Source organism: Geodermatophilus sp. URMC 62 (assembly GCF_052931475.1).
Genome location: NZ_JBRFHY010000001.1, coordinates 2,847,891 through 2,869,385 on the forward strand (window position 1 = coordinate 2,847,891; position 21,495 = coordinate 2,869,385).

Annotated in this window: 20 protein-coding genes and 1 pseudogene; 7 read left to right on the forward strand and 14 right to left on the reverse strand. The window is 68.5% G+C overall.

Translation table 11 applies throughout. The features are described from left to right. Positions 1-129: 129 nt before the first annotated feature. The 3 genes from ACU616_RS13815 to ACU616_RS13825 form a co-directional block, all read right to left on the reverse strand. Positions 130-1,338: a serine hydrolase domain-containing protein gene (locus ACU616_RS13815; RefSeq protein ID WP_446759025.1), complete on the reverse strand. Its 1,209-nt coding sequence runs from the start codon at positions 1,336-1,338 to the stop codon at positions 130-132. Positions 1,339-1,731: 393 nt separating this feature from the next. After that, on the reverse strand, positions 1,732-2,337 hold the full coding sequence (locus ACU616_RS13820; RefSeq protein WP_446759026.1) for a nitroreductase family protein: 606 nt from the start codon (positions 2,335-2,337) through the stop codon (positions 1,732-1,734). Then, on the reverse strand, positions 2,334-2,669 hold the full coding sequence (locus ACU616_RS13825; protein WP_446759027.1) for a DUF6092 family protein: 336 nt from the start codon (positions 2,667-2,669) through the stop codon (positions 2,334-2,336). The genes ACU616_RS13820 and ACU616_RS13825 overlap by 4 nt, the downstream gene beginning before the upstream one ends. A 279-nt stretch (positions 2,670-2,948) precedes the next feature. Here ACU616_RS13825 and ACU616_RS13830 point away from each other — a divergent pair, with 279 nt between their 5' ends. Further along, positions 2,949-3,722: an ATPase, T2SS/T4P/T4SS family gene (locus tag ACU616_RS13830; protein WP_446759028.1), complete on the forward strand. Its 774-nt coding sequence runs from the start codon at positions 2,949-2,951 to the stop codon at positions 3,720-3,722. 495 nt (positions 3,723-4,217) lie between these two features. Next, positions 4,218-4,733 (forward strand): hypothetical protein, encoded by a 516-nt coding sequence (locus ACU616_RS13835; RefSeq protein WP_446759029.1) that lies wholly within the window; start codon positions 4,218-4,220, stop codon positions 4,731-4,733. Between the two features lie 310 nt (positions 4,734-5,043). Here the strand turns inward: ACU616_RS13835 and ACU616_RS13840 are convergent, their stop codons facing one another. Together ACU616_RS13840 and ACU616_RS13845 are read right to left on the reverse strand one after the other, a co-directional pair. Beyond that, positions 5,044-5,787: a hypothetical protein gene (locus ACU616_RS13840; protein WP_446759030.1), complete on the reverse strand. Its 744-nt coding sequence runs from the start codon at positions 5,785-5,787 to the stop codon at positions 5,044-5,046. A 307-nt stretch (positions 5,788-6,094) separates the two neighbouring features. Beyond that, positions 6,095-6,346: a hypothetical protein gene (locus ACU616_RS13845; RefSeq protein WP_446759031.1), complete on the reverse strand. Its 252-nt coding sequence runs from the start codon at positions 6,344-6,346 to the stop codon at positions 6,095-6,097. Positions 6,347-6,659: 313 nt separating this feature from the next. Here ACU616_RS13845 and ACU616_RS13850 point away from each other — a divergent pair, with 313 nt between their 5' ends. The 4 genes from ACU616_RS13850 (at position 6,660) to ACU616_RS13865 (ending at position 9,638) form a co-directional block, all read left to right on the forward strand. Further along, on the forward strand, positions 6,660-6,836 hold the full coding sequence (locus ACU616_RS13850) for a hypothetical protein (protein ID WP_446759032.1): 177 nt from the start codon (positions 6,660-6,662) through the stop codon (positions 6,834-6,836). A gap of 326 nt (positions 6,837-7,162) precedes the next feature. Beyond that, positions 7,163-7,732: a hypothetical protein gene (locus ACU616_RS13855; RefSeq protein WP_446759033.1), complete on the forward strand. Its 570-nt coding sequence runs from the start codon at positions 7,163-7,165 to the stop codon at positions 7,730-7,732. Positions 7,733-7,806: 74 nt separating this feature from the next. Then, positions 7,807-8,769 carry an endonuclease/exonuclease/phosphatase family protein gene (locus ACU616_RS13860; protein WP_446759034.1) on the forward strand — a complete coding sequence of 321 codons (963 nt, stop codon included), beginning with the start codon at positions 7,807-7,809 and terminating at the stop codon, positions 8,767-8,769. Between the two features lie 50 nt (positions 8,770-8,819). Next, the gene (locus ACU616_RS13865) at positions 8,820-9,638 is read left to right on the forward strand and encodes a PHP domain-containing protein (RefSeq protein WP_446759035.1); all 819 of its coding nucleotides are present in this window, start codon (positions 8,820-8,822) and stop codon (positions 9,636-9,638) included. A gap of 126 nt (positions 9,639-9,764) precedes the next feature. Here the strand turns inward: ACU616_RS13865 and ACU616_RS13870 are convergent. From ACU616_RS13870 to ACU616_RS13880, 3 genes and pseudogenes are all read right to left on the reverse strand, one after another. Next, positions 9,765-9,936: pseudogene (locus ACU616_RS13870) on the reverse strand (IS1380 family transposase); the annotation flags it as partial. 690 nt (positions 9,937-10,626) lie between these two features. After that, positions 10,627-10,923 carry a hypothetical protein gene (locus ACU616_RS13875; RefSeq protein ID WP_446759036.1) on the reverse strand — a complete coding sequence of 99 codons (297 nt, stop codon included), beginning with the start codon at positions 10,921-10,923 and terminating at the stop codon, positions 10,627-10,629. Between the two features lie 154 nt (positions 10,924-11,077). Continuing rightward, entirely contained in the window at positions 11,078-11,560 is a 483-nt protein-coding gene (locus ACU616_RS13880; RefSeq protein ID WP_446759037.1) for a hypothetical protein, read from the reverse strand. 146 nt (positions 11,561-11,706) lie between these two features. On the opposite strand from ACU616_RS13880, the gene ACU616_RS13885 reads away from it, so the two are divergent. Further along, positions 11,707-11,889: a hypothetical protein gene (locus ACU616_RS13885; RefSeq protein WP_446759038.1), complete on the forward strand. Its 183-nt coding sequence runs from the start codon at positions 11,707-11,709 to the stop codon at positions 11,887-11,889. A 930-nt stretch (positions 11,890-12,819) separates the two neighbouring features. Here the strand turns inward: ACU616_RS13885 and ACU616_RS13890 are convergent. The 6 genes from ACU616_RS13890 to ACU616_RS13915 all read right to left on the reverse strand — a co-directional run bounded on the left by ACU616_RS13890 (position 12,820) and on the right by ACU616_RS13915 (position 21,460). Next, positions 12,820-13,785 (reverse strand): hypothetical protein, encoded by a 966-nt coding sequence (locus ACU616_RS13890; protein WP_446759039.1) that lies wholly within the window; start codon positions 13,783-13,785, stop codon positions 12,820-12,822. A 217-nt stretch (positions 13,786-14,002) separates the two neighbouring features. Then, positions 14,003-14,431, reverse strand: a complete 429-nt coding sequence (locus ACU616_RS13895) for a hypothetical protein (protein WP_446759040.1) — start codon at positions 14,429-14,431, stop codon at positions 14,003-14,005. Positions 14,432-14,496: 65 nt separating this feature from the next. After that, entirely contained in the window at positions 14,497-15,105 is a 609-nt protein-coding gene (locus ACU616_RS13900; RefSeq protein WP_446759041.1) for a DUF6011 domain-containing protein, read from the reverse strand. A 334-nt stretch (positions 15,106-15,439) separates the two neighbouring features. Continuing rightward, positions 15,440-17,635 carry an AAA family ATPase gene (locus ACU616_RS13905; RefSeq protein ID WP_446759042.1) on the reverse strand — a complete coding sequence of 732 codons (2,196 nt, stop codon included), beginning with the start codon at positions 17,633-17,635 and terminating at the stop codon, positions 15,440-15,442. Positions 17,636-18,657: 1,022 nt separating this feature from the next. Beyond that, the gene (locus ACU616_RS13910) at positions 18,658-19,467 is read right to left on the reverse strand and encodes an IS5 family transposase (protein WP_446758835.1); all 810 of its coding nucleotides are present in this window, start codon (positions 19,465-19,467) and stop codon (positions 18,658-18,660) included. 520 nt (positions 19,468-19,987) lie between these two features. Continuing rightward, positions 19,988-21,460 (reverse strand): recombinase family protein, encoded by a 1,473-nt coding sequence (locus tag ACU616_RS13915; RefSeq protein ID WP_446759043.1) that lies wholly within the window; start codon positions 21,458-21,460, stop codon positions 19,988-19,990. Between the last annotated feature and the right edge of the window lie 35 nt (positions 21,461-21,495).

A 21,495-nucleotide genomic window follows, 5' to 3' on the forward strand; every position in this document is an offset into this window, starting at 1 on the left:
CGCGGAAATTTCGAGCCTTTGTGTGCCTCTCGATCCACGATGCCGTGCTAAAGATCATCAAGGGTTGGCGTTGCGGAAGGATCCGAGGTCGAGCCCGGTACTGGCGAGGAAGCCGGCCAGCAGCCCGGGTCACCCGTTCGGAACCGGAGGCGGGTCGTCCGGTGCCACCACGGCCCCGATCGACCGGAAGAGGCTGTCCGCGGCGTTCGGGTAGTTCCCCTGCGCGTCGAACGCGGCGGGCAGATACGTGACGGCCACCGCGATGGCGATCCCCTCAGAGGGGAGGTACGCCTCCGTCGCGCTAAAGCCCGCCAGCTGCGGGTTTTGCAGGATCCAGGAGCCGGAGCGCACCACGCCGAGACCGAAATTGTACCCCTCGACCTGGGTGAAGCAGACCGGCGCGCAGACCGGGTCCGAATGGCCAAAGCCCAGTAGGTTCGGCGCGGTCACGGCCTCGTAGCTGGACTGCGAGAGCAGCGAGCCGGTGCCGACCGCGACCGCGGTCGTGGCCAGGTCGTCGATCGTCGTCGTTTGGTTGGCTCCGATCGGGGTGCCCCATTGGGTGTTCCAGAACGTCGACTCCTCGTAGAACGAGGTCGTCGGCGAGATACCGAGTGCTGCCCGGCGCTCGGAGCTGTAGGTGTGCAGGACCGGGCTGGGGATGTCCGAGGTTACGGTCTGCGTGGTCCCAGTCAGGCCCATCGGGCCGAGCACCTTCTCGCTCAGCAGCATGTCCAGCGGCTGTCCGCCGATCCGGGCCAGGATCTCGCCGAGGATCATGAAGTTGGTGTGTGAGTAGCTCCAGTTCGATCCGGGCGCGAACTGCAGCGGGCGGGCGAACGCATAGGCCAGCCGCTCCTCGACGGTCCAGATGTGGAACGGGTCGGCGCTCCAGGCGGCCTCCCACGCCGGATCGGTCTCGTAGTCGGGATAGCCCGTCGTCTGGTTCGCCAGCATCTTCAGCGTGACCTGGTCGGCCTCGGGCAACTCCGGCATCCAACGGTCGATCGTGTCGTCGAGGGTCACCTTGTGCTCGTCCACGAACTGCATCAGCAAGGTGCCCAGGTAGGCGAAGGCGACCGCACCGTTGCGGAAGTGCATGTCGGTGGTCGCCGGTACGCCCTCCATTGACGTGCCGAACGCCTGCTCGATGATGACCTGCTGACCGCGGGTGACCTTGACGATGACCGCGCGGAGGTGACCGCCGGCCATCGCGCTCTGCACGACGTCCTCGATGGCTGCCGCCGACGCCGTGTGGGGGGTGGTGACCGGGGTCGCCGGTGCAGCGGCCGCCACCGTCGACAGGCCGAGCGCAACCGCGGTCAGGACCGACCCCACCGCGAGGACGCGCTGACCCCCTGGGATTCCGTGCCTGTTCCTACGCATCATCACGAGACCCTCCCTCTGGGCTCGACGCCACCCAGCGTGAAAGCCGACCCCTGAGGGAGACGGGCGGCCAGTGTTCCACTCGACGCCGCCGCGCAGCAGATTCTGAGCCGAATAACTGTCAAAGCCGCACACGTGCTCCGACCGACGCCCCAGCAAAAATTCCCCACGCGTGCCGCTCCCGCATCCGCCGCTAGCAGGTCACCCCAGAGCAGTCGATCAAGCTGGTGGGCAGCTGATTCCAGTTGATCCCGGTCCATCTGTGGTCGACCGGCGCCCCGAACACGTTGTCGCCGCTGAGCTCCGCAAGTCGGTCGGCCAGCTGTCGTTCGACGGTGGACGCCGTTATGGGTTGCTCCGTGGGGGCTCGGGCGCGTCCGCGCCGGGGCGGCGGTCGGGCGGAACCCATGTGGTGAGGTCGCGCCAGGTCAGGTGCGGCCGGCCACCGATCGGTGCCGGGCCGCCGGGCCGCGGGTGGCCCAGGCACACGACAAGCTCCGGGACCCAGGGGTCGGGCAGGCGGAGGGCGACGGCAACCGCGGCGCGACTGAACGAAGTCACGGGTCCGGCCCCGATGCCGATCGCGTGGGCGGCCAGCATCAGGGTCGCCGCCGCCATGCCGACGTCGATGCGGGGGCCGGGCGCCTCCGACGGAAAGCCGTAGCTGGCCGCCAGAGCGTGGTCGGTGCAGATGGTGATGGCGGCGGTCGGGTGCTGAAGCATCCCCGGCGAGACCGCGCGCAACACCCGCAGCGTCGCGGGGTCGTCGGTGGCGACGAAGCGCTGCAGATGCCGGTTGCCGGCGGTGGGTGCCCAGCGGGCGGCGTCGAGGATGGTCTCCAGTGCTTGGCGCTCGACCGGCTCCGCCGTCATCGCACGCACCACCCGGCGGCTGCGGATCGCCGCGAGCACCGCCGCGCCGCGTTCCGCGTCCGCGCCGATGCCGGTCACGCCGGCCCCGCTGGGTCCGGTGCCCACCGGGCGGTCAGGTGGGCGGCGAGTGATCGACACAGCTCGTCGAGGCGCGCGACGTAGTCCTCTCGTCCGGTGCGGGGCACGGCGAGCTCGGGGACCTGGTCGAGGTCGTCGTGGACGAAGGCGGCGGTTGCTGTCGAGGAGCGCGGCGTGATCTGTTCGGCGAGCCGGCGAGCGGCGGTGAGCAGCCGCATCGGGCCGTACTCCGCCGCCTCCTCCACTTGCGTGCGGGCGGCGGTGACCAGGTAGGCCAGCAGTTCAAGCGCCTCATCCTCGTCAAGGACCCAGACGGGGGCGGTGGTCGGCATGGCGGCTCCTCCCTGCCGGGGATCTTGCCAGCGGATCCGGCCGAGGCGTCCCGGACAGGCTCCGACACCTCGACTAGGCCGTGTTTGAGAAGTCGCTCGGCGCGCCGAGCGGGCGTGTTGGTGCCGGAAAGTAGGCGAGGTCTCCGGTAGAGGGATCAACGACCAAGAAGACCCTCACCACGGAGACCTCGTGGCGGGCACCCTACCGGCCGGTGCCCGCCACGACCTAACCGATGAGCAGTGGCTGATCCTGGCGGCACTGCCCACGGCAGGTCGCGGATGGGCCGACCTCGTCGCTGGACGTTGCGGCAGCTGATCAACGGCATCCGGTTCCGCACCCGCACCGGGTGCCCGTGGCGGGACGTACCTGAGCGCTACGGCACCTGGCAGTGGGTCAACGAGCCCGGCCGGGTGTTCGTGGCGCGCCGCGGCCGCAGCGAACTGACCACGACCATCCTCAGCGCCGGGCAGCTGGCCGACCTGGTGGAGCGGATGCTGCGCACCTCCGGCCGGCGGATCGACATGTCCACGCCGTTCGTCGACGCGATGCTGCCCGACGGATCGCGGCTGCACGTGGTCATCCCCGACATCACCCGCCGGCACATGGCGGTCAACATCCGCAAGTTCGTGCTGCAGGCGCACAGCCTCGACGAGCTGGTGACCACCGGGACGCTGACGGTGCAGGCCGCGCGCTTCCTCGAAGCCGCCGTCGCCTCCGGCCTCAACGTGCTCGTCTCCGGCGGCACCCAGGCCGGCAAGACGACGCTGCTCAACTGCCTGTGCGCGGCGATCCCCGCACGCGAGCGCGTCGTCACCGCCGAGGAGGTCTTCGAGCTCCGCGTACCCCTCCCGGACGTCGTCGCGATGCAGACCCGCCAGCCCAACCTCGAGGGCGCCGGGGAGATCCCGCTGCGTCGGCTGGTCAAGGAGGCGCTGCGGATGCGGCCCTCGCGGATCGTCGTCGGCGAGGTCCGGCAGGAGGAGTGCCTCGACCTGCTCATCGCGCTCAACAGCGGCCTACCGGAGCTGCATACGAGCGGTAGTTCCGCCTAGGTGTGGAGCCCTTGGCTCCGAGGGGCGACCGCACTACCCTTGATCCACCGAGCCAAGCGCCTGGGGACGTTATGAGCAATCAGCGCACTCGCAGGTCGACGATGACCGTCTTCCCTTGCTTCAGCAAGCGGGATCGAGCGTTAGTCGGCGTGAGCTTCAGTTCCGGGATAGCTCTCACATATCTTTGGTTGCGTCGATCCTCCCGAAGTCTGCAGGCGGGGGAGCGGCAGAACTCCGCATCTAGCCTGTCCATGCAGGCAAAGCGCCGCGCAGTTAAGGCCATGGAGATAGCAAGCCTCGCCATAACGGGTGTTCCGGCAGCCCCCGCGGAAGACTTTACGGAACTTCTGGACCCCACGAGACTCGTCAAAGGTCTGGACATCGCGAAGGTTGAAGTGCATTTGATCGAGCCACCCGAAGCAGAAGCCTCCAGTCCCATTGGGTCACTCGAAAGAGACGAACCCGATGATCTTGGGAAGACCGGCCAGCGTAGTGATGACGGACGCTGACTTTGCTCGCGCTGGCAGCCATATTGCCGCCGCGATTGAGAGTGAGCTCTCCTTTGAGGCTTCAAGGAAGGCCTCCGTGGAGCAGCGTGGACTGGCCGTTGTGACGTCATCTGCGGCACTAGTGACGCTCCTGCTCGGCTTTGCGGCACTAGTGACTAAGGCTACTGACTTTGAGTTGGAGTTGGTGCCCCTGGTCCTGATCTTGGCAGCGCTGGCCTTCTTCCTATTTGCGGTCCTGCAAGGCATCCTCGTCAACCGGCTCATCGAGTACAAGCGCATTGATCCGCAGGACCTCTCCAGGCTTGTTGAGGATCCCTCGGTTTGGCGAAGCTCGGCCGATGTCGTTGATCGCAGGCTGGCGGAAGCGGCAATGGTGGCATTGCGAGATTCGCAGGAGAAGACGAATAGCAAAGCTAGAAGTCTTCAGTGGGGAATCTGGGCGCAGATGGCGGCAGTGGCGCTCTTGGCGGGTGCAGTCGTACTAATTCTTCTGAGCCAATAAGCGTTCGACTCCAATGGCAATCTGAACCTTCGGTCGGCCCCTCAGGGGCTCATAAGCGGCCTGCCTCTAATGAGTAACTTCGGTAGTCGTTGGTATCTTCACGACGATGAACATTGCGGGCGAAGGCGAGCAGGCTGCGACGCCTCTCCCGGTAACGGCTCAACGGCCCGGAAGGGGGAGTCAGTGGCTGCACGGTAGGCGTCGGCAGGGTTCTCGGTCACGCCGCCCAATGTCCCCGCAAACGTCACTCGAGCAGGCATAAGCCTTGCCCTCGTTGAGAGGGACGAGGGTAAGGCCGAGGGTCAGAGGGTCAGCAGTCGGTCGGGGTCAAGGCGGGGGCGACGGGGGTGGCAGTGCCGGTGGTGTAGTCCTGCACAGTGTAGGTAGGAATGGCGGAGCAGGAAAGGCTGGTCGGGTTGCTCGTCCAGTTGCCGTTAGCGTCGGCAACGCCGGGCTGGGAGACAGTCTGACCGCCGGGGAACGTCAGCAAGAGCCGCATGCCACCGTTGGGGGAGAGCCCGGCGGCACTGAACGTGAAGTAGCCCGGGCGAGCGGGCGTGGCCGCCACGGAAGCCCTCAAGCCCTCCTCCACCGGAGGCTCCTCAACCGGCGCGGCCGGCGTGATGACCGAGCCGATGACCACTCCGTTGTGGCGCACCTCCAGAAGGGTCTCCGGGGCGACACCGACCGTGGTGTAGGCCAGGCCCTCGGCGCTGGTGGTGACTGAGCGAGTCTCCTGGACGGCGCCAGCCTGGAGATCCAGGGCGTAGGTCGTGTTCGGCTGCCCCTGCGCTTCCACCGCCACGTCGAAGACGCCATTGGCGAATGCCGCGACGGTGACCTTGGCTGTCGGAGCGATCAGCACCGGCGGCTCCTCCTCGACGGCGACGAGCAGACCGCCACCGTTCACAAGTGCCACGCACCGTCCCTGGTTCGCGAACGGCAGATCCGTGGTTGGGTCGACGTAGCTGGCGAAGCCGCCGGACTTGCACAGCTCTTTGTCGGCGGCTGGCGCAGCCATCGCGGACGGGACGATCGATACCGCGACAGTCACGATGGTCGCGGTAACGCCGAGACGGGCGAGGTGCTTGCGCAGGGTGCGCTCCTGGGATCGAAGGCCTGGGCAAAGCCTTGGTTTGGGCAGCCCGAGAGACTGTATGTACCTCACACGGAAAACGGAACCCTGCCGTGTCACGCTCGACGGCGTCGGGGGGAGCGGGCCGCGATAGTTGGCTGCTTGCACCGCGTCGCGTCGGCCTTTGACGGAGCAGAGCGGACGACCGCCTTGGCGGCCTCACGTAGGACGCCCCCGACCTCCGCCTGGAGATTGGGGGGCGTTCTTTGCCGCGGAACCCGCCGGGTCAGCCAGTCGCCCGCCGAGGCCGCGGCAGCCCCTCAACGACCTCGCGGGCGTTCGGGAGGTCGCCGGTCATGTGCCCTTGACCCTTGACCGGATCGGAGCCGAACGCCGCGGCCTCCAGGTACTGGAGGTGGTCGTGGGCGTCGGCCCGCAGGCTCTGCGGGGCGTCGTCGTGGTTCGCGATCCGGCGAAGCAGGTTGAGCAGATCATCACGAGGCGGTGAGGGCGGCTCGAAGACGTTGTTATGGCTCACGCACGCATCGTCACCGAGGGCCCTGCCGACCGAGACGGCGGGGGTGCCCGGAGGTGCCGAAGTCCTGTAACCGACAAGGCTGGTCCCGCTCGGGACCGACGCGGAAGACGCCGGGGCCTCGGGGATACTCAGACATGCCTCGGAAGTGGCCCGTTACCTGTTCATCGTGCGGGACGGCCCGCGACGCCGACCCGCGGCTGCTGGCCGGCTGGATTCACTCCTACTGGACGATCGAGAACTCTCTGCACTGAGTCCGCGACGTCACCGAGAGGGAAGACTCCTCCAGCGTGCGACCCGGCCACGGACCCAGGTCATGGCCGCCCTGCGCAACACCGCCATCAACATCATCTGGTTCCTCGCGCTACTAACATCTCCACCGCCCACCCAGACTTCAGCTACCGACCCGCCGACGTCCTCACCGCAGCCTGACCGAAGGGAAAAGCAGCAGGGCAAGCGGGGCATTCACGACTTCGCACGGGCCCTGGTCTGATACCGCCCGGTCACCGTGATCAACACCTAGGGCCGCGTCAAAGTCGTCGAACAAGCCGCTGAGGTGTACAGATGCCACCAAGGACGCGCGGAGGTAGAGGTTCAACGTGACCGTGTTGTCCGGCACTCCGCATCGCTGGAGCACCCTGACCTGGGCGGAAGCGGAGTGCTGATCCTGCAGGCGAGGAGCCACAGGGAATGCCCAGGGGCCTCACCGAGGCCAGTGTCGACCCTCTCCGCAGGTCAGACCGGACATTCGACTTTGACGCGGCCCTGGACGGGTACGGTGGCGATGTGACCGTGAATTGGGGCTCTGTGCCTGACTGGGTGGCCAGCATCGGCACCTCGGGCACCCTAATCACGGGTATGGCCCTCCTCATTAGGGACAAGCGTGCCCAGGCAGTCCAACAGGCCGATAATCTGAAGATAGTGCTCGACGTCGAGGGCGATGACTACACGAATCCCGCCCTGCTGACGCTGTCGATAAAAAATGTGGGCAGGACACCCTTTTGGACGGTGAGGGCCTACCGGAAGGCCCAACTTGTCGACCTGGGGACGAACCAGACGCGCTACCTCTGGCTCGAGGCGGGGCTCGACTACGTCGAGGGCGAGACTACCTACAAATGGACGGTCAGACCGTCTGCCGTTCTCGCGACCGGTCGGGGCTATCATCCCAACTCGTTCGAGGTTTTTGTGCAGAAGGGCGTGCAGTACGTGCGTTACCGAAACAGACCGCTGCAGCGCGCAGCGAGTGGGCAGATCTCGTCGAAAGTGTCGCGTGTGCGTCGCGAGCTCGCCCGCCAAATACGTCTGTTCCGAGAAGACGCGGACGTCCCGATTGAACGCCTGACATACGAGACCGTGCGGCTGAGCACGAATGCAGGCTCCGCCCCATAATCGAACTTCATTTGCGGCCGCTAGCGCTCTCATACAAACCATCACCACAACACACTGGAACAGAGGATGCAAACTTGACCAGACAGTTGGCAATGCGAGTTCTGACCTTCAACGTCGCGCTTCTCGTGCGACAGATCGGGCCCTACACCATCAACGAGGTGCCTTACCGGGAGGAGCGACTGCCGGCCATCATTCACAAGATCCGCGCGAGTGGCGCCGACGTGGTATGCCTGCAAGAAGTCTTCCGGCGAGAGCACGTCGCCGCACTGCTTGGCTCGCTGAGCGACCTATACCCCCACGTCGCCAGGCACGACAATAAGGCGTGGGTCGGCCTTGGGCATGGCCTCCTGCTCCTCTCCCGGTACCCGATTTCGGCGTCGGCCTTCACTGAGTTTTCCGCCAGCCCGCCACGCGAGCGTCTTGTCATACGGCGCGGCTTCCTGATAGCCACGCTCGAGCCGCCGCTCCTCGCTGGCCGAGCTCTGCACGTCGCGAACCTGCACACAACCTCCGGCGGGAGCTTCGGTACGGAGGCCCCAATCGCGAACCGGTTCCGCGACCGCCAACTCCGACAAGTCCACCAGGCTGTGCTCGGTCGCGGGGGTCCAGCCCTCGTCTGCGGCGACTACAACGCGGGCCCGGAGGCAAGCGCGGAGAACTACGAGCGGATGCTCGAGCTCGGTTACGCTGATATCCTCGGCTCCGACCGCTCAGTGGGCAAGGGAGAGTGGACGACGTGGCACCCCGACAACGCGCTAGTAGCGGGGAGCGGCTTCGACAACTCGCCTCCGCAGCGTATCGACCACATCCTGCTAAACAGCGAAGCTTCGCAACTCCTGACACTGACCGACGCACAGCTTTTAAACGGGGAGCAGGTCCTTTCCATCGACGGAAAGGCGCTTACCGCGTCGGACCACGCTGGTGTCCTCTTGGAGTTCGCGCTGAGTGAGCCGGAGCAGGGACCGGCCCCGCAGGCCGTGGCGACCCGGGTGCGTTCGAACGCAGCCATCCCACCGGGACACGGGCACTCGTGTTGAACCGGCGCACTCCCGGGCAGAGTCCGGCTGGGCAACTTGAGGGTGCCGACATGATGATGACCGACAACCACGTCCACTCCGAGTGGTCCTACGACACGACAGATGCCGCGTCGATGGACCTGGCGTGCCAACGGGCCGTGCAGGTCGGCTTGCCGGCTGTGGCCTTCACCGAGCACCTGGACTTCGCTGCCTGGACCCGAGGGGACGCTGCTGCATCCGAAGCACTGACGCTGTGCTACCCGGAGTACACCCGGGATCTCGACATCACTGGGTACTTGCGGTGCCTCGAGGCGTGTCGCGCTCGCTACCCCGACCTTCTGATCCTCTCGGGTGTCGAGATGGGTGAGCCCCACCGCTTCTCGGCCAGTGTCGAGCGCGCGCTCGGTTCGGCGGACTTCCAGCGCGTTCTCGGCTCAGTCCATGTCGTCCCGCACGAGGGTCGGCTGCTCCCGGTAGAGCACCTGTTCGACTCCCTGGCAGTCGACGAGGTCATGGCCATCTACTTCGATGAGCTGCTCGAGCTCATCGATAGTTCCGTTCCCTTTCAAGTGCTCGCCCACATGGACTACCCCCGACGATACCTACCGGCAGGCGCGAGGTACCGCGAGTCCGACTTCGAGGGTGAATATCGCGCCGTCTTTCGTGCACTCGCACAAAGCGGACGCGTGCTCGAGATTAACACGTTGAGCCCGGTGCCTGAGCCCGCAGTATTGAGCTGGTGGAGCCAGGAGGGCGGCACGGGGGTCTCCTTCGGCAGCGACGCCCATGTGCCGGAACGAGTCGGGCAGCACTTCCACCGCGTCGCGGACATGGCGGAACGCGCTGGGTTCCGGCCGGGCAAGCGCCCGCACCACTTTTGGTGGAGGTAACGCCTCTCGGGGCCTGGCTCGACGCGACCGATCAAGAGGCAGCGAGGCGCTTCAGCATCCTTGCCTCCCGCGCTGCTAGATATACCCGCAGGTCAGGGCCTACAACTCTGACTTCGACGCGGCCCTGGTTGGTGACGAAGGCGGTGATCCGCATGCCGTCGACGTCGGTGACCCGCAGCTGGGCGTCGGGATGCGGGCGTTCCTTGCGCACAATCAGCCGCATCCCCGGCGGCCAACTGGTGAGGTTAAACAGCCCGGTCACCTCGGCGGCCCAGGCTCCTGGGCGGGCCTGGCCGTCGGCGTGATAGGCCGATATCCAGACATCGTCGGGGATGGCGGACAGCTTGGCCTGGATGGCGGGGCGGTTACTGGGCTGGGAGAAGCCGACCGCGTAGGACATCCGACGGCGGGTCATCGAGGCGAGCAGATGATGGGTGCCGCCGGCCCCGTCGATGCGGACCGGCACCTTCTTGCCCGCCGCTGGCCGCCGAGCCGGACACGGCCGCGCTCACCGTCACCGGGCGGCGTAGTCGCGGAGGCGAGCCTGTCTCCGGAGCCGCAAGTCGCCCGCGGACGGTCCGATCTAAGCCAGAAGCGCGGCGGCCAGCTCGTCCCGGTGGGCGGCGAGCAGGCGGGCGCAATCGGCGCACCGGACGCCAATGTCGTTGGGAAAAGCGCAGTCGGTGCAGGTCACCGCGAGCCACCCGCCTGGCGGGCCGCGATCCGACGGCGTGCAGCGGCCACACCATCGGCCGCGGTGACAGATGCGCCGCGGGCGCGGCGATGGCGGCCTCACGTTCGGCGGCCTGCTCGGCGGCCCGGACGGCCTCAGCGCGCTCCTGCGCAGCGGCACGGGCGGCGTCGGCGGCAGCGTCCCGGGCTGCGAGCTTCGCGGCCAGCTGCCGGCGTTCCGCGCTGGCCGCCTAGACAGCGTTGCTCGCGGACTGCACATCCGCGACTCGCTGGCCAGAGAGCCGGTCGTCGCGGCTCAGGCTGCGGTCCCGCCACCACGGCGGGCAGCCCGACGCCGGGCTTCGGCGCGAGCACCGGCTACCGTGGTGATGTCGGTGTCGTCGTCCTGGGTCGGGGGCTCGGCAGCGTTGCCGGCGGCCTCGGTGGCCGCGAACCTCGCACGGTGCCGACGCCGTGCTTCGGCGACACCGTCGGCCCAGCCCGGTTTGCGCGGCTGCTCCTCGGCGAGCTGGGCGCGGAGGCGGGTGATATCGGCCTGGGCCTCGGCGAGGCGGGCCTCAGCGGCGTCGATGGCGGCGTGGATGGTGGTCATTCGTGGGTCTCCTCGGTGAGGTCGGGTGTGGCGGGTGGGGTCAACGGCGGCCGTGGCCGGCGCGGTGCGGGCGGGGCGGTAGCCGCCTCGGCCGCGGCCAAGCGACGTGCGCGGACCTGCTTGGCCCGCCGGTAGGAGTCGGCGCGCTTCACGGTCAGAAGGGCGGCGTGTCGTCGGTGGCCGGGCCGGCGTTGATCTGCCGAAACCGGTCCCTCGCGGATGAACGGGTGCGGCCGGCACTGCCGTTGATCGGCGTGATTGACGCTGGCCGGGCGCTGGAGGCGGCCGGGTCGGCCGGTAGGAACCACCGGCGACGCCGAAGGCCGTCGACACTGAGCCCTAGCTCGTCGCGGAGTTGCTTGAGCGGGCGGTGGATGGTCACCGGCGCGTTCGGGCGCTCGGCCTGAGCCAGGACGCGGACGAACAACGCGAGGGTGACCTCTTCGCCGCGGCGTTCCCACTCGGTGGCCTGCGGCATCCGCCAGTGAAGGTCCCACCAGTGCAGTTCGCGCGGCGTCGGTGCGTCGAGCGGGAAGTCAGGAACAGCCGCGTCCGGGTCGCGGTGCGAGAGCGTCAGCCAAGCGGCGTCGTCCTTGCGGTCGCGGCGCAGGGCGGCGGGGTCGGGTGGTCGTGGCAAGGTGCTGCTCCTGGGTGGACGTTGGCCCCGCGGGGGCCTACTATTAGCCCGCTTCACGGGAGTGCGGGACCTGGTTGGTCGAGGACCGCTTCGAATAGCTCCCAAGCCTCATGGCTCGGCTGAGCCATGTCGTTTGGGAGGTCGATGTGGTCGCTGGGCTGATGGCGATGAGCGGACTGCTGCTGCTGGTTCTGCTCGTGTTTGTGTTCGCGCACCGGCTGTCGGCCTCGCGCATCCGGTTCCGGGCCTCGGCGACCAAGTGGTTCACCGTCGAGATCGAGGTCGACCGCCTCTCCGACGTCTTACCGGAGATCACCGGTAGTGACTGACTTCCGAGCGCCCTCCCCACCGCCCAGGCAGCCACCCCCGGGCGGGAGGCGTCCCCCTGGGGGTAGGGGGCCCGTCAGCTCGCCGCTGAGCGGCGCAGATTCGTCCGAGGTCCACGGACACCGGCGAGAACTCCGAGGCCGACAGCGGGACGCTGGTGGCGATAGAGACTGGTGCGCGGAAATCCCCGAGACGCCGAGCGGCAGGGGCAATCAGAGCCCTGTGCGCCGCCAGCCATAGTTACATCGACGACACTGCGCTTCGATGCCTTCAACATGCGAGCCACCACTTCGGAGTGCCCGACGATGTCCGCCCGTTGCGGGATTCTCCGGCGTGAAGGGCTGACCGCACACAGCACAATGCGTTGCACCACGCAAGGCTTCTGCTCGGGCCTTCTGGTAGTCCCAGCCATAGCCCTGTTCCGTGGTGGTTCCTCGTGCACGATCGTGCTCGCGTTGATGCGCATCGCATCGCGTTGTCGTGCTCGGTGAAGTGCAACCGTTAACCGCGCAGATGTGCTTGGCTCTTGGCAACAGGAACTCCTGACGAATGGCCACAGCCACGCCGCCGGCCAGCACGCCAGGGGCCCAGCCACGCCAGCACCAGGCCCGGCACCAGGCCAGCAGGCCCAGCCACCGCGCGTGTGCGGGCGGGTAGATGCACGGGGCGGGTACGAACGGGGCGGGTGAGACGCGGGGGCCTCGAAGGGTGGGGGCCTCGAAGGGTGGGGGCCTCGAAGGGTGGGGGCCTCGAAGGGTGGGGGCCTCGAAGGGTGGGGGCCTCGAAGGGTGGGGGCCTCGAAGGGTGGGGGCCTCACTGCCCCCGGGGCCCATGCCCGCAGGTGGGGGCATGGGCGTCGGGATGGCCGGCGGACAGGACCCCCGGGGGTACTTCGCGGGGCCGAGAAGCACCCCCGGGGTGTTACGCGGGATTCAGTCCCAAGGCTGCAAGACCTTCGGCGTGGCGATGGTCGCGTTCCGCGCACGGCGGGACATGTCGCGCATGGCCTCGTGCTCACCGCCGAGCTGAGCGGAACGGGTGCGGTCGGGCTGCACGGCGGCAGGCTCAGAGGCGCCGTGCACCGCGGCGAGTCGCTCAGCGATTTCCTCGGGGCGAGCGACGTGGGGCTGGAGCAGGTTCCTGTTCCTGAGCACGGCGAGGAGGTGTAGCGGCGAGCCAAGATCAAACAGCGGGAAGGGGAGCGTGGTGATCGCGTCGCCGGTGATCGCGTTGCGGACCTGGCTGGTGAGGCGCCGGGCGAGGTCGGGCACGACCCGCTCGATCCCGCCGAACAGCAGCAGGGCGAGGCCGGCCGACCCGGGGGTCAAGTTGAGCGGGTCCTCCAGCCGAGCCAGCGCGATCTGCGCCGACCTCAACTCGGCCAGCTCCGCGGCGTGGGTCTTGAGCTGGCGCCACTCGGCGGCCTTCTCGGCATCGACCGCGGCCTCGGCGGAGTCGATCCCGTCGAGCTGGGCCACGACCTCGGCCGCGCGGTCGAGCAGCTCGTCCAGCTCCTCGGCCAGCACGTCGGGCATGACGCGGACCTCTTCGTTGATCATGCGGACGATGTCGGACACGAACCGGACCGGCAGCGCCGCAAGCTCGGCGCGGACCGCGCGCAGCTCGTCAGCCTTCCGCTTCGCGGTCGCGTAGCGGTCGACCAGCTCGGCGGCGTCCGGGACCTCCCCGGCGCGGAGGCTGGCGTCCAGCTCATCGGTGAGGTCCACCGACTCGACCTGGAGGTCCGAGACCGCCGCGGCCAGCGCCTTGGCGCTGAGGAAACCGGTCACCAGCTCGTCGACCTCGGCGGGCAACATGGCGGCCAGTCGCGGGTGCTTCTGCACGACACGGGCCGCCTTCTCATCGATGCCGAACTGGATGGCGGACAGGGAAGACATGGGAGGTGCTCCGATCTAGGGGGTGTGGGTGCGCCAAATGGCCTGGCGCGGGAAGACCGCCGATGGTCCGGCGGGGGAACGTCGCCGCGATGGTCCGCGGTGACGGGTGGAGCAGTGGGCGCCCGCACAGCGCTGGAGGGCGGCTCTCGGGACCATCCAAGAGCCGCCCTCCAGCGGGCGCTCAAAACCCCGGCGCGCCAGCACGCGCCGGGGGAGATCAAACGAGCGTGAGAGGTCCGTGCTCGTCGTCGTTGGGACCGCCGTCCAGCGGATCGACGACGTCCAGCACCTCGGCGATCCACCCGCGGACCGCCTCCGCGGCCTCCTCGACGTTCGCGCGGGTCTGCTTGCCCTCCTCCGTGGCGTTCATCCCGGCCCAGGTGGCCGCGTCCTCGGCGCGGAAGACGGCCCTGTCGAGCGCGGTGAGGCGCTGGAGCAGCTCCTCGTGCCGCTCCTCCTCGCGGCGTTCGCGGGCAGCGGCGTCGATCCTGGCGCGGATGGTGGCCGCGTCGTCGAGGAGCAGCAGGATGCCGCGTTCGATTCGGCGCAGGGCCTGGCCGTGCGTTTCGACGGTGTCGGCGAGGCGCTCCATGCGCTCGTCGAGGGTCGGCTCGTGGGAAGGGGAGGGGAGGTGGAAGACGGACATGGGGTTCTCCTTCGGGGTGGTGAGGTAGCGCTCACCTGTGCGGGTTGGAATGGGGCGGGCGGTGGTCACTCGGTGACCTCACCGTCGAGCAGCGCGGCACAGTCGGGGCCAAGGCCCCGGGCGCGGGACTCGGCGTTGGTCAGCTCGGAGCCGCAACGGCCACAGCGGCCGATCTCGCGGCCGTAGGCGGCCAGAGCACCTGGGATGTCCTGAGCGATCACGGAGGCGACGCGGGCCTGCTCGGCGGTGGCGAGGGCGTGGAGTTCGCCGGCGCGCTGGGCGAGGATGTGCCTGGAGGGCTTGACGCGGAAGAACCGCAGCCACCCGTCCAGCTCGACGGCGTAGTAGCCGGCGGGAAGCCGGGTGTACGGCGGCGGTGTGTCCCACGGCACCGCGACGGGGTAACGCCGGGTGCTGCCGTAACGGCGGCGGCCGTAGCGGTCGCGGTAACTGCGGCCGTAGGTATCCCAGCGGACCGGCGGAGCGGGCGGCTGGGGCATTAGGGATTTGCCCTTGCCCGCCGCGACCGCCGCGCGGGCCGCTTCCGCGACTTCGTCCTCGGTGGCTTCCCGGCGGCCAGTGACCGGGTCGTCGACATGGGGGACGCCGCGGTTGTCCCGCACGATGCGGAGCACGGGAGGGGGAGTGGGGTCGCTGGTGGAGTCGATAAGCATGGTGGTCTCCATGGCGGTTGCAGAGTTGAGGTGCCACCGGGTCGCGGCGGCTATGAGGTAGATGGGTCTCGGCGTTGATTCGTTCATCCGCCTGATTCGTCCGTCCGTCCGGTTCGTCCGCCCCCCTAGGGGGGAGTGGGCGGACGGACGAACCTGGACTTGGACCGGAGGGCGGATGGAACCCGGACACAAGCCGGACACAAGCCGGATTAAGCGGAGATAAGCCGGACGCAAGCCGGACGAACCCCGGACAGTCAGATGCGTCCGGGGTTCGTCCGCTCAGGTTCGTCCGGATACGTACCCGGACGGTTCCGTAACTCGTAAGCCCCGGCGGTCAGCTCTCCAGGAGCCGCTGCACCGCCGTACGTGCGGCCTCCGCGACCTCGTCCTCGGTGGCCTCGCGGCGAGTGCCGTTGGCCTCGACGACGTAAGTGGTGCCGTCGTCTTCCCGGACGATGACCCCCGGTGCCGGCGGACGCTCAGGCTTCTGCTCGTCGACCACACAGTTCTCCGCACGGTCCTCGGTGTGGAGGACCACGGTGCCCCACTGCTTGACGGCGTCGTCGTTCTGTAAGTGGTAGACGTGCGACCGGCCGACCTTCTCAACCTTGATGAAGTTGTCCCGGGCCAGCTCGGCGATGCGCTCCCGCGCCGCGGTCCGCCCCACGCCCAGTCGGTCGCGGAGCGTCTCCTCGGCCTTGGTGCCGGTGAAGCTGCCGATGTAGCCGAACGTCGCGTGCAACGCCTGGTAGGCACCAGCCCGCTTGTCCAGCGCGACGGCAGGGGCCTCGGTCGGCTTGGTCGACACCAGGACGCCGGAGGGGCCGACCTGCTCGAACAGCAGCTGGTGCGTGTCCTCCATCGGCCCGTCCTTGCGCTTGGTCCGACGCAGCTTGACCAGGCCGTCGCCGCCCTCGGTCGTATAGACCGTGTCCATCGCGGCCTCCACGGCGGACGACCCGCGGACGGTGGTCTTGTCCTTGCCGGTGTGGTGCACGAGGAGCACCGTGCCGGTGTCCATGGCCCGGCGGAGATCGTCGGCGGCCTGGACGAACACGCCCATGTCCTTGGAGCTGTTCTCCTCCAGGCCGACCGCGGCCCGAGCGACGGTGTCGATGACGACGAGCGAGAAGCCCACCTCCTCGACGTACCCCAGCACCTCACGGAGAGCTGCGGGGTCAGCGAGCTGGACGGCTACCGGGAGGGTGTGCAGGGCGTCGTCGTCGATCCGGACGCCGTTGGCCTCCTCCCAAGCGGCCAACCGGTTGTCGATGCCAGTGGCGCCCTCGCCAACGATGTAGAGGACGCGGCCCTGCCGGGCCGACCGACCCATCCACCGCGTGCCCGTGGCCACCGAGGCGGTCCAGGACAGGGCCACAAAGGACTTGTAGGTTCCGTGGTAACCGGCCAGCAGCGCGACCGTCCGCAGGTCCAGGGTGTCCTCGATCAGCGGCTCCGGCCGCGGCAGCCGGGCCAGGTCACCGCGGCGGAGGATGAGTTCCCGCAGGGACGGCTTCTGACGCTTGGCCGGCCGCCGGTGGGCACCGGCGATGTCGGCCGGAACCTCGAACGGCTCCAGCGGGACGATGCCGTTCTCGCGGACGTAGCCGATTGCGCCGGCCAGGGCCCGCCGCCAGGCTCCGGCGGCGTCGCGGAGACTGTCGCCGCGGCTAACGCGGTACGTCACGAAGATGTCCTCGGCCGCCGCCAACGCCGCGGCCACCCCAGGGACGCCGCAGGCACCGGCGATGGCCAGGTCCATCGTGATCCGCAGCATCGCGTCCTGGCTGCTGCCGGAGTCGGTGAAGCGGCCCCAGCCGTCCTCGTCGTTGAGCCGCCGGTCGAACTCGTCGAGGAGCCCCTGGGTGTCCTCGTCGTGGTCGCCGCCGACCAGCCCGGCGGTGAAGGTCGCAACCTCGTCGGAGGTGGCCCGGACGTTGGTCGGGGCCAGGTCCTCCTCCCAGGCGTCGGGGAAGAGGGCCAGATCCTCGACCGCGGGAAGGCCCTCGATCGGCTGGCCGGAGGGGTCGTAGACGGTGTAGGTGCCACCGTCCGGGTGGACCGAGCCGGGGCCGACGATGTAGCGGTGGGTGCGTTGGATGATCTCCACGCCGTCTGCTGGCCCGCCCAGGAAGCCGCGGAGCCGGTCGGTGCGGTCGCGCCGGTAGAGGTAGATCCGCGAGATGCTGTCCGCGCCGCGCGCGGTGATCGAGTAGGTGGGCGGCAGGTCGCCCAGCCGCTCGGTGGCCTCGGCCATGACCAGGTCGCCGCGCTTGCCGTCGCGGACGTCCACGTCCATGCCGACGACGTTCGGGGGCATGACGACGGCGATGTTGTAGTAGTCGCCGACCTGTGCATCCCAGGTGTTGTAGTCCTCGTCGGTGGGGAGCCTGCCCTCCGCGCCGGTGTAGCCAACCGGCGGGGACTTCTTCTGCTCGTAGGGGAGGGGCAGTGCCGAGGACCAGCCGAGGCCCCGCATGGCGCGTGCGGCCTGGCCGAAGCGGACGGTAGAGATAGGAGTGGCGGACATGGCGCTACTTTCTGGTCGCGGCGAGGGTCAGTCGCCTCAGTGGTGTCGGTGCAGAGAGTCGATTGCGGACGCGCAGAGTGGGGATGCGGGAACGGCGACCCGGCCGAAGCCGGGCCGCCGCCTGCAACCGCCACCACGACCGTCAGAAAGAAGGCCGTGCGCGTCCTCGGGGACCAGCCGAGGTATATGGGGACACCGCCCCGCCAAGCTCTACGTAACTAAAGACGGAGCACGGAACGGTGTAGAAGGTCATCTGCGCGGGGGCGCCACCGGCCGTCTGTCGGCGACCGGCGGCGCATCCTCCGCACGCGGGCCGATGACCACGGCCCTTTCACTCTCTGGGACGCCCAAGCCCCAGGAGATTGGAGGTCCCCGGCGGTGCTGTGGGCACCACCGGGGACTGGACGACCTGCCGCTACCGGCGGGTCGTCCGGTAGGCCGTCCACCGCGCAGGAGAAAGACGCGGTGGTTGGGGGCGGTCTATCAGGCCGCGAGTACGGCCTCATACTTGGAGATGAGCGCCCGCAGGCGGGCGATCTCGAGCTTCCGTGCTTCCCGGCGGTCGCGCTCGGAGGCGGCGTAGCCCGCGCGGCGGCACGACTGATCGCAGTACCGGGGAGGACGACCGATACGGCCGTTCAAATCTATGGGAGCCGCGCAGTGGGCACAGTCGGTGATACGTGAGTGCATCATGGGGCTGCTCCTTTCCTGGCGTGGTGGAACTGGGCAAGGCCGTTGGCCTTCCCTCGCGTAGATAAGGTTGTCGAAGCGGGGCAACTGTGCTCGCCCCCGCACAAGTTTCTTGACTTTCCACTTATTGAGGTTTTCTCACCAGGATTCGCGGTCCGCGGACGGCCAGGGAAGGCATCACTGCAGGTCAGGCGCATGTGCCAGCGGAGGTGCCAAGTGCCACGTGGCGGGACCCGCGCCGAGCAGCCGTGATCGACGTCGCCAACGACTCGCCGCAGCCCTGACCAGCGGCGCCGACCGCACCCTTCAAGCTGGTGCAGATTGAGGTGTTCTCAACGGTTTGGTCGCTCGGCGTTGGTCAGGATGAGTGCGGCGGCGACGACCGCACCGATCCGCTGCGGGCACAGCCGAATCCGGCGCAGTGCTTTCCACCGGTTCTTGAGCAGTGCGATGCCGCGCTCACCCTCGGCGCGCAGCCGGGTCAGCAGTCGGTTGCGGGTCGCGGTGCTGGGTGCCAGGTGGGCACCCTTGGCCGGCGTATGGATGCCGACGCCCGCGCCGTCATAGCCCTTGTCGGCCAGGGCGGGCAGGCCCAGCAGCGCGGCCGCGGCGTGCAGCGCACCGAGGAACCCGGTGGCCCGGGCGGCGGCGAGGTCGTGCATCGAGCCCGGCTCGACGGGGGAGACGGCCACCGGGAAACCGTCCGGGTCGCAGACGACCTGCACGTTGCCGCCGTGAGCGCGGTGCTTGCCGGAGTACCACAGGTCGTGACCGGACTCGGGGTTGGTGGTCCGGCAGCGGTCGGTGCGGATGAGCGTGCCGTCGAGGACGACGTGGCTCCAGCCGGCGGCACTTCCGGCCTCGAGCACTCGGTGCAGGTCGGGGGCTTGGTCGGCGAGCACGTCGATGCCCTCGTGCAGGTAGCGGTAGCCGGTGGCGACCGAGACGCCGGTGTCGCGGGCCAGGGTGGGCATGTCGGCGTCCTGGCGGAACCAGCGCAGCACCAAGATGGCCTGGTCGCGGGCGGAGGCGGCGCGGGCGCCTATGCCGGTGCCGCGGCGGCGGCGTTCGGCGATCAGCAGGTCGGTGAGCAGGACGGCGGTGGCCTCGGGCACGTCGAGCGTGGCAGAGTAAGTGATCACGTGGGGTCCGTGCGGATGAGGGTCGTTCTTGGTCGACGCCATCCTCTGCCGGACCCCACGCCCCTGTGCAGCGACGTCGTCGTCCAGCCACTGACCTGCTCATTCAGCGTTCAGCAAAGCTCTTCCGCGCAAATCGGTTGAGAAGACCTCATTCCTGGTGAGAAAACCTCATTACGTTGTCGAAAGCGCATGATCGTGCTCGCAGTCTAGGCAGAACTTGAAAATCTTGAGCCAGCGGTTGGTGTCCCTCTACCCGTGAGGTTGTCGAAGTGCCTTGGCCCTGCTCACCTGCGGGCGAACTTCTTCCCCCTCGTTGGTATAGGTTGGCGAGTGGGCCCATCGGTGCTCAGTTCGGTCGGCATCGTTACTCGCCCGTTATTGAGCAAGCCCCGACCGGCTCAGCGGCCGTCCGCCACCGCCCCGACTTCCGGCCCCAGCCGGCACACCCAGGGCGTCCTGGGCCGCTGGGATACTGCGCGGGGGACCTGGTCGCGCGCGGCGCCGCACCAGCTCGTTAGGGTTATTCCTCGACGGTTACGACCGGGGCCCACTTCCGTAGCGGGGCATCCCCGCCGTCTGCGGGATACGGCGGCTTGGCGATCAGCAGGACCCGGGAGGGGTCGATGCCGCGACGACCCCGAGTGCCCTTGCGGATAGACAGGACGGCGATGGAGGTGGCCAGCATTTCGCGGCGGTCGTCCTGGGTGCCCTGTTCCCACGCTTCGGAGTAGGTCCGGCCGGTCGGCACAAGGCGGACCACCCGCTCACGCGGGGCGGTGCTCAGCTCAGTCCGCCGTCCCTTGAGGCGAGCGAGGCGGGTGCCTAGTTCCACCATGTCCGCGTCGTCCTCGCCCATCTCGGCGAGGGTCTCGTGAATGGCTCGCTCGACGTCGGCGAGGGCCAGGTCCTCGGAGGGTTCCTCGACGACCTGCTCCACGACCTCGAAGTCGCCGAACTTGCTGAGGAAGTCTTCGGTGACGTACTCCTCCAGGACGTTGGCCGAAATGCTCACGCCGTCGCACGGGCGGCCGTTGGACTTCGCCGAGCAGCCGTAGGCCGCGTGCCCCGCACCGTTGGCACGAAGATAAAGCGGGGCGCTACACAGGGCGCAGGTGACGATGCCGGAGAGCAGCCGTGCCCGCGCCTTTCGGCGCCGCGGAGGACGCTGCGCCGTCGGCAGGCCCACCCCGAGAAGGTTGCGGATCTGGTGCCATGTCTCCAGGTCGAGCACGGGCGGCCAGACCTGGACCGGCAGGCCGTCGTCCCCGGTGAGCAGCTTCCCCTTGTGCTTCACGCGGCCGACGATGGCGTCCGAGGTGATGACCTGCCGGAGAGCCTGGACGCTCCAGGTGGTCCGGCGCCGCGTCGGGACCCCGCGGGCGTTCAGCTCCCGGACTACGGAGTAGACGCTCTCGCCGGTGAGGACACGCGCGGCGGCCTCCTGGACGACTGCGGCCTCTGTCTCGTGTAGGACGAGAACCCGGCCGAAACCCTCAGGGTTGTTCGCAGGTCGGTAGCCGTAGGGCACGTTGCCCCCAGCGAAGCGGCCGTCTCGGCGAAGGCGGGCAATCGAAGCTGTCACTCGCACCCGCGTGTTCTTGCGCTCGATGCGGGCCATCACGGCAAGGATCCCGAAGATGGCGTCGAAGCTGGCATCATGGGAGTCGAGGCCATCCATGTGCGCCACGAAGCGGGTCGTAGGGCGCTCGGTGAGGACGTCATCGAGGTCAGCGACGGCACGGAGCCCCTGGCGGCTCCAGCGGTCCGCCTTCCAGACGGCGAGGATGTCGGCCTCGCCGGTGCGGAGCATCTCCAGCGCCCGGTCGGCTTTCGCGCGAGAGATGCCGCCGGAGATGCCGTCGTCCTTGAGCACCTCGACGACGGCCCAGCCATCGCGCTCGGCTCGCTCGCGTAGGTCCGCCTCCTGGCCCGCGATCGAGGTAGAGACGTCGTCAGACTCGGAGATGCGGCAGTAGAGGACGGCACGAGGCACGACCGGACAGTACCGCAGTTAGTTTGTACCGGCCT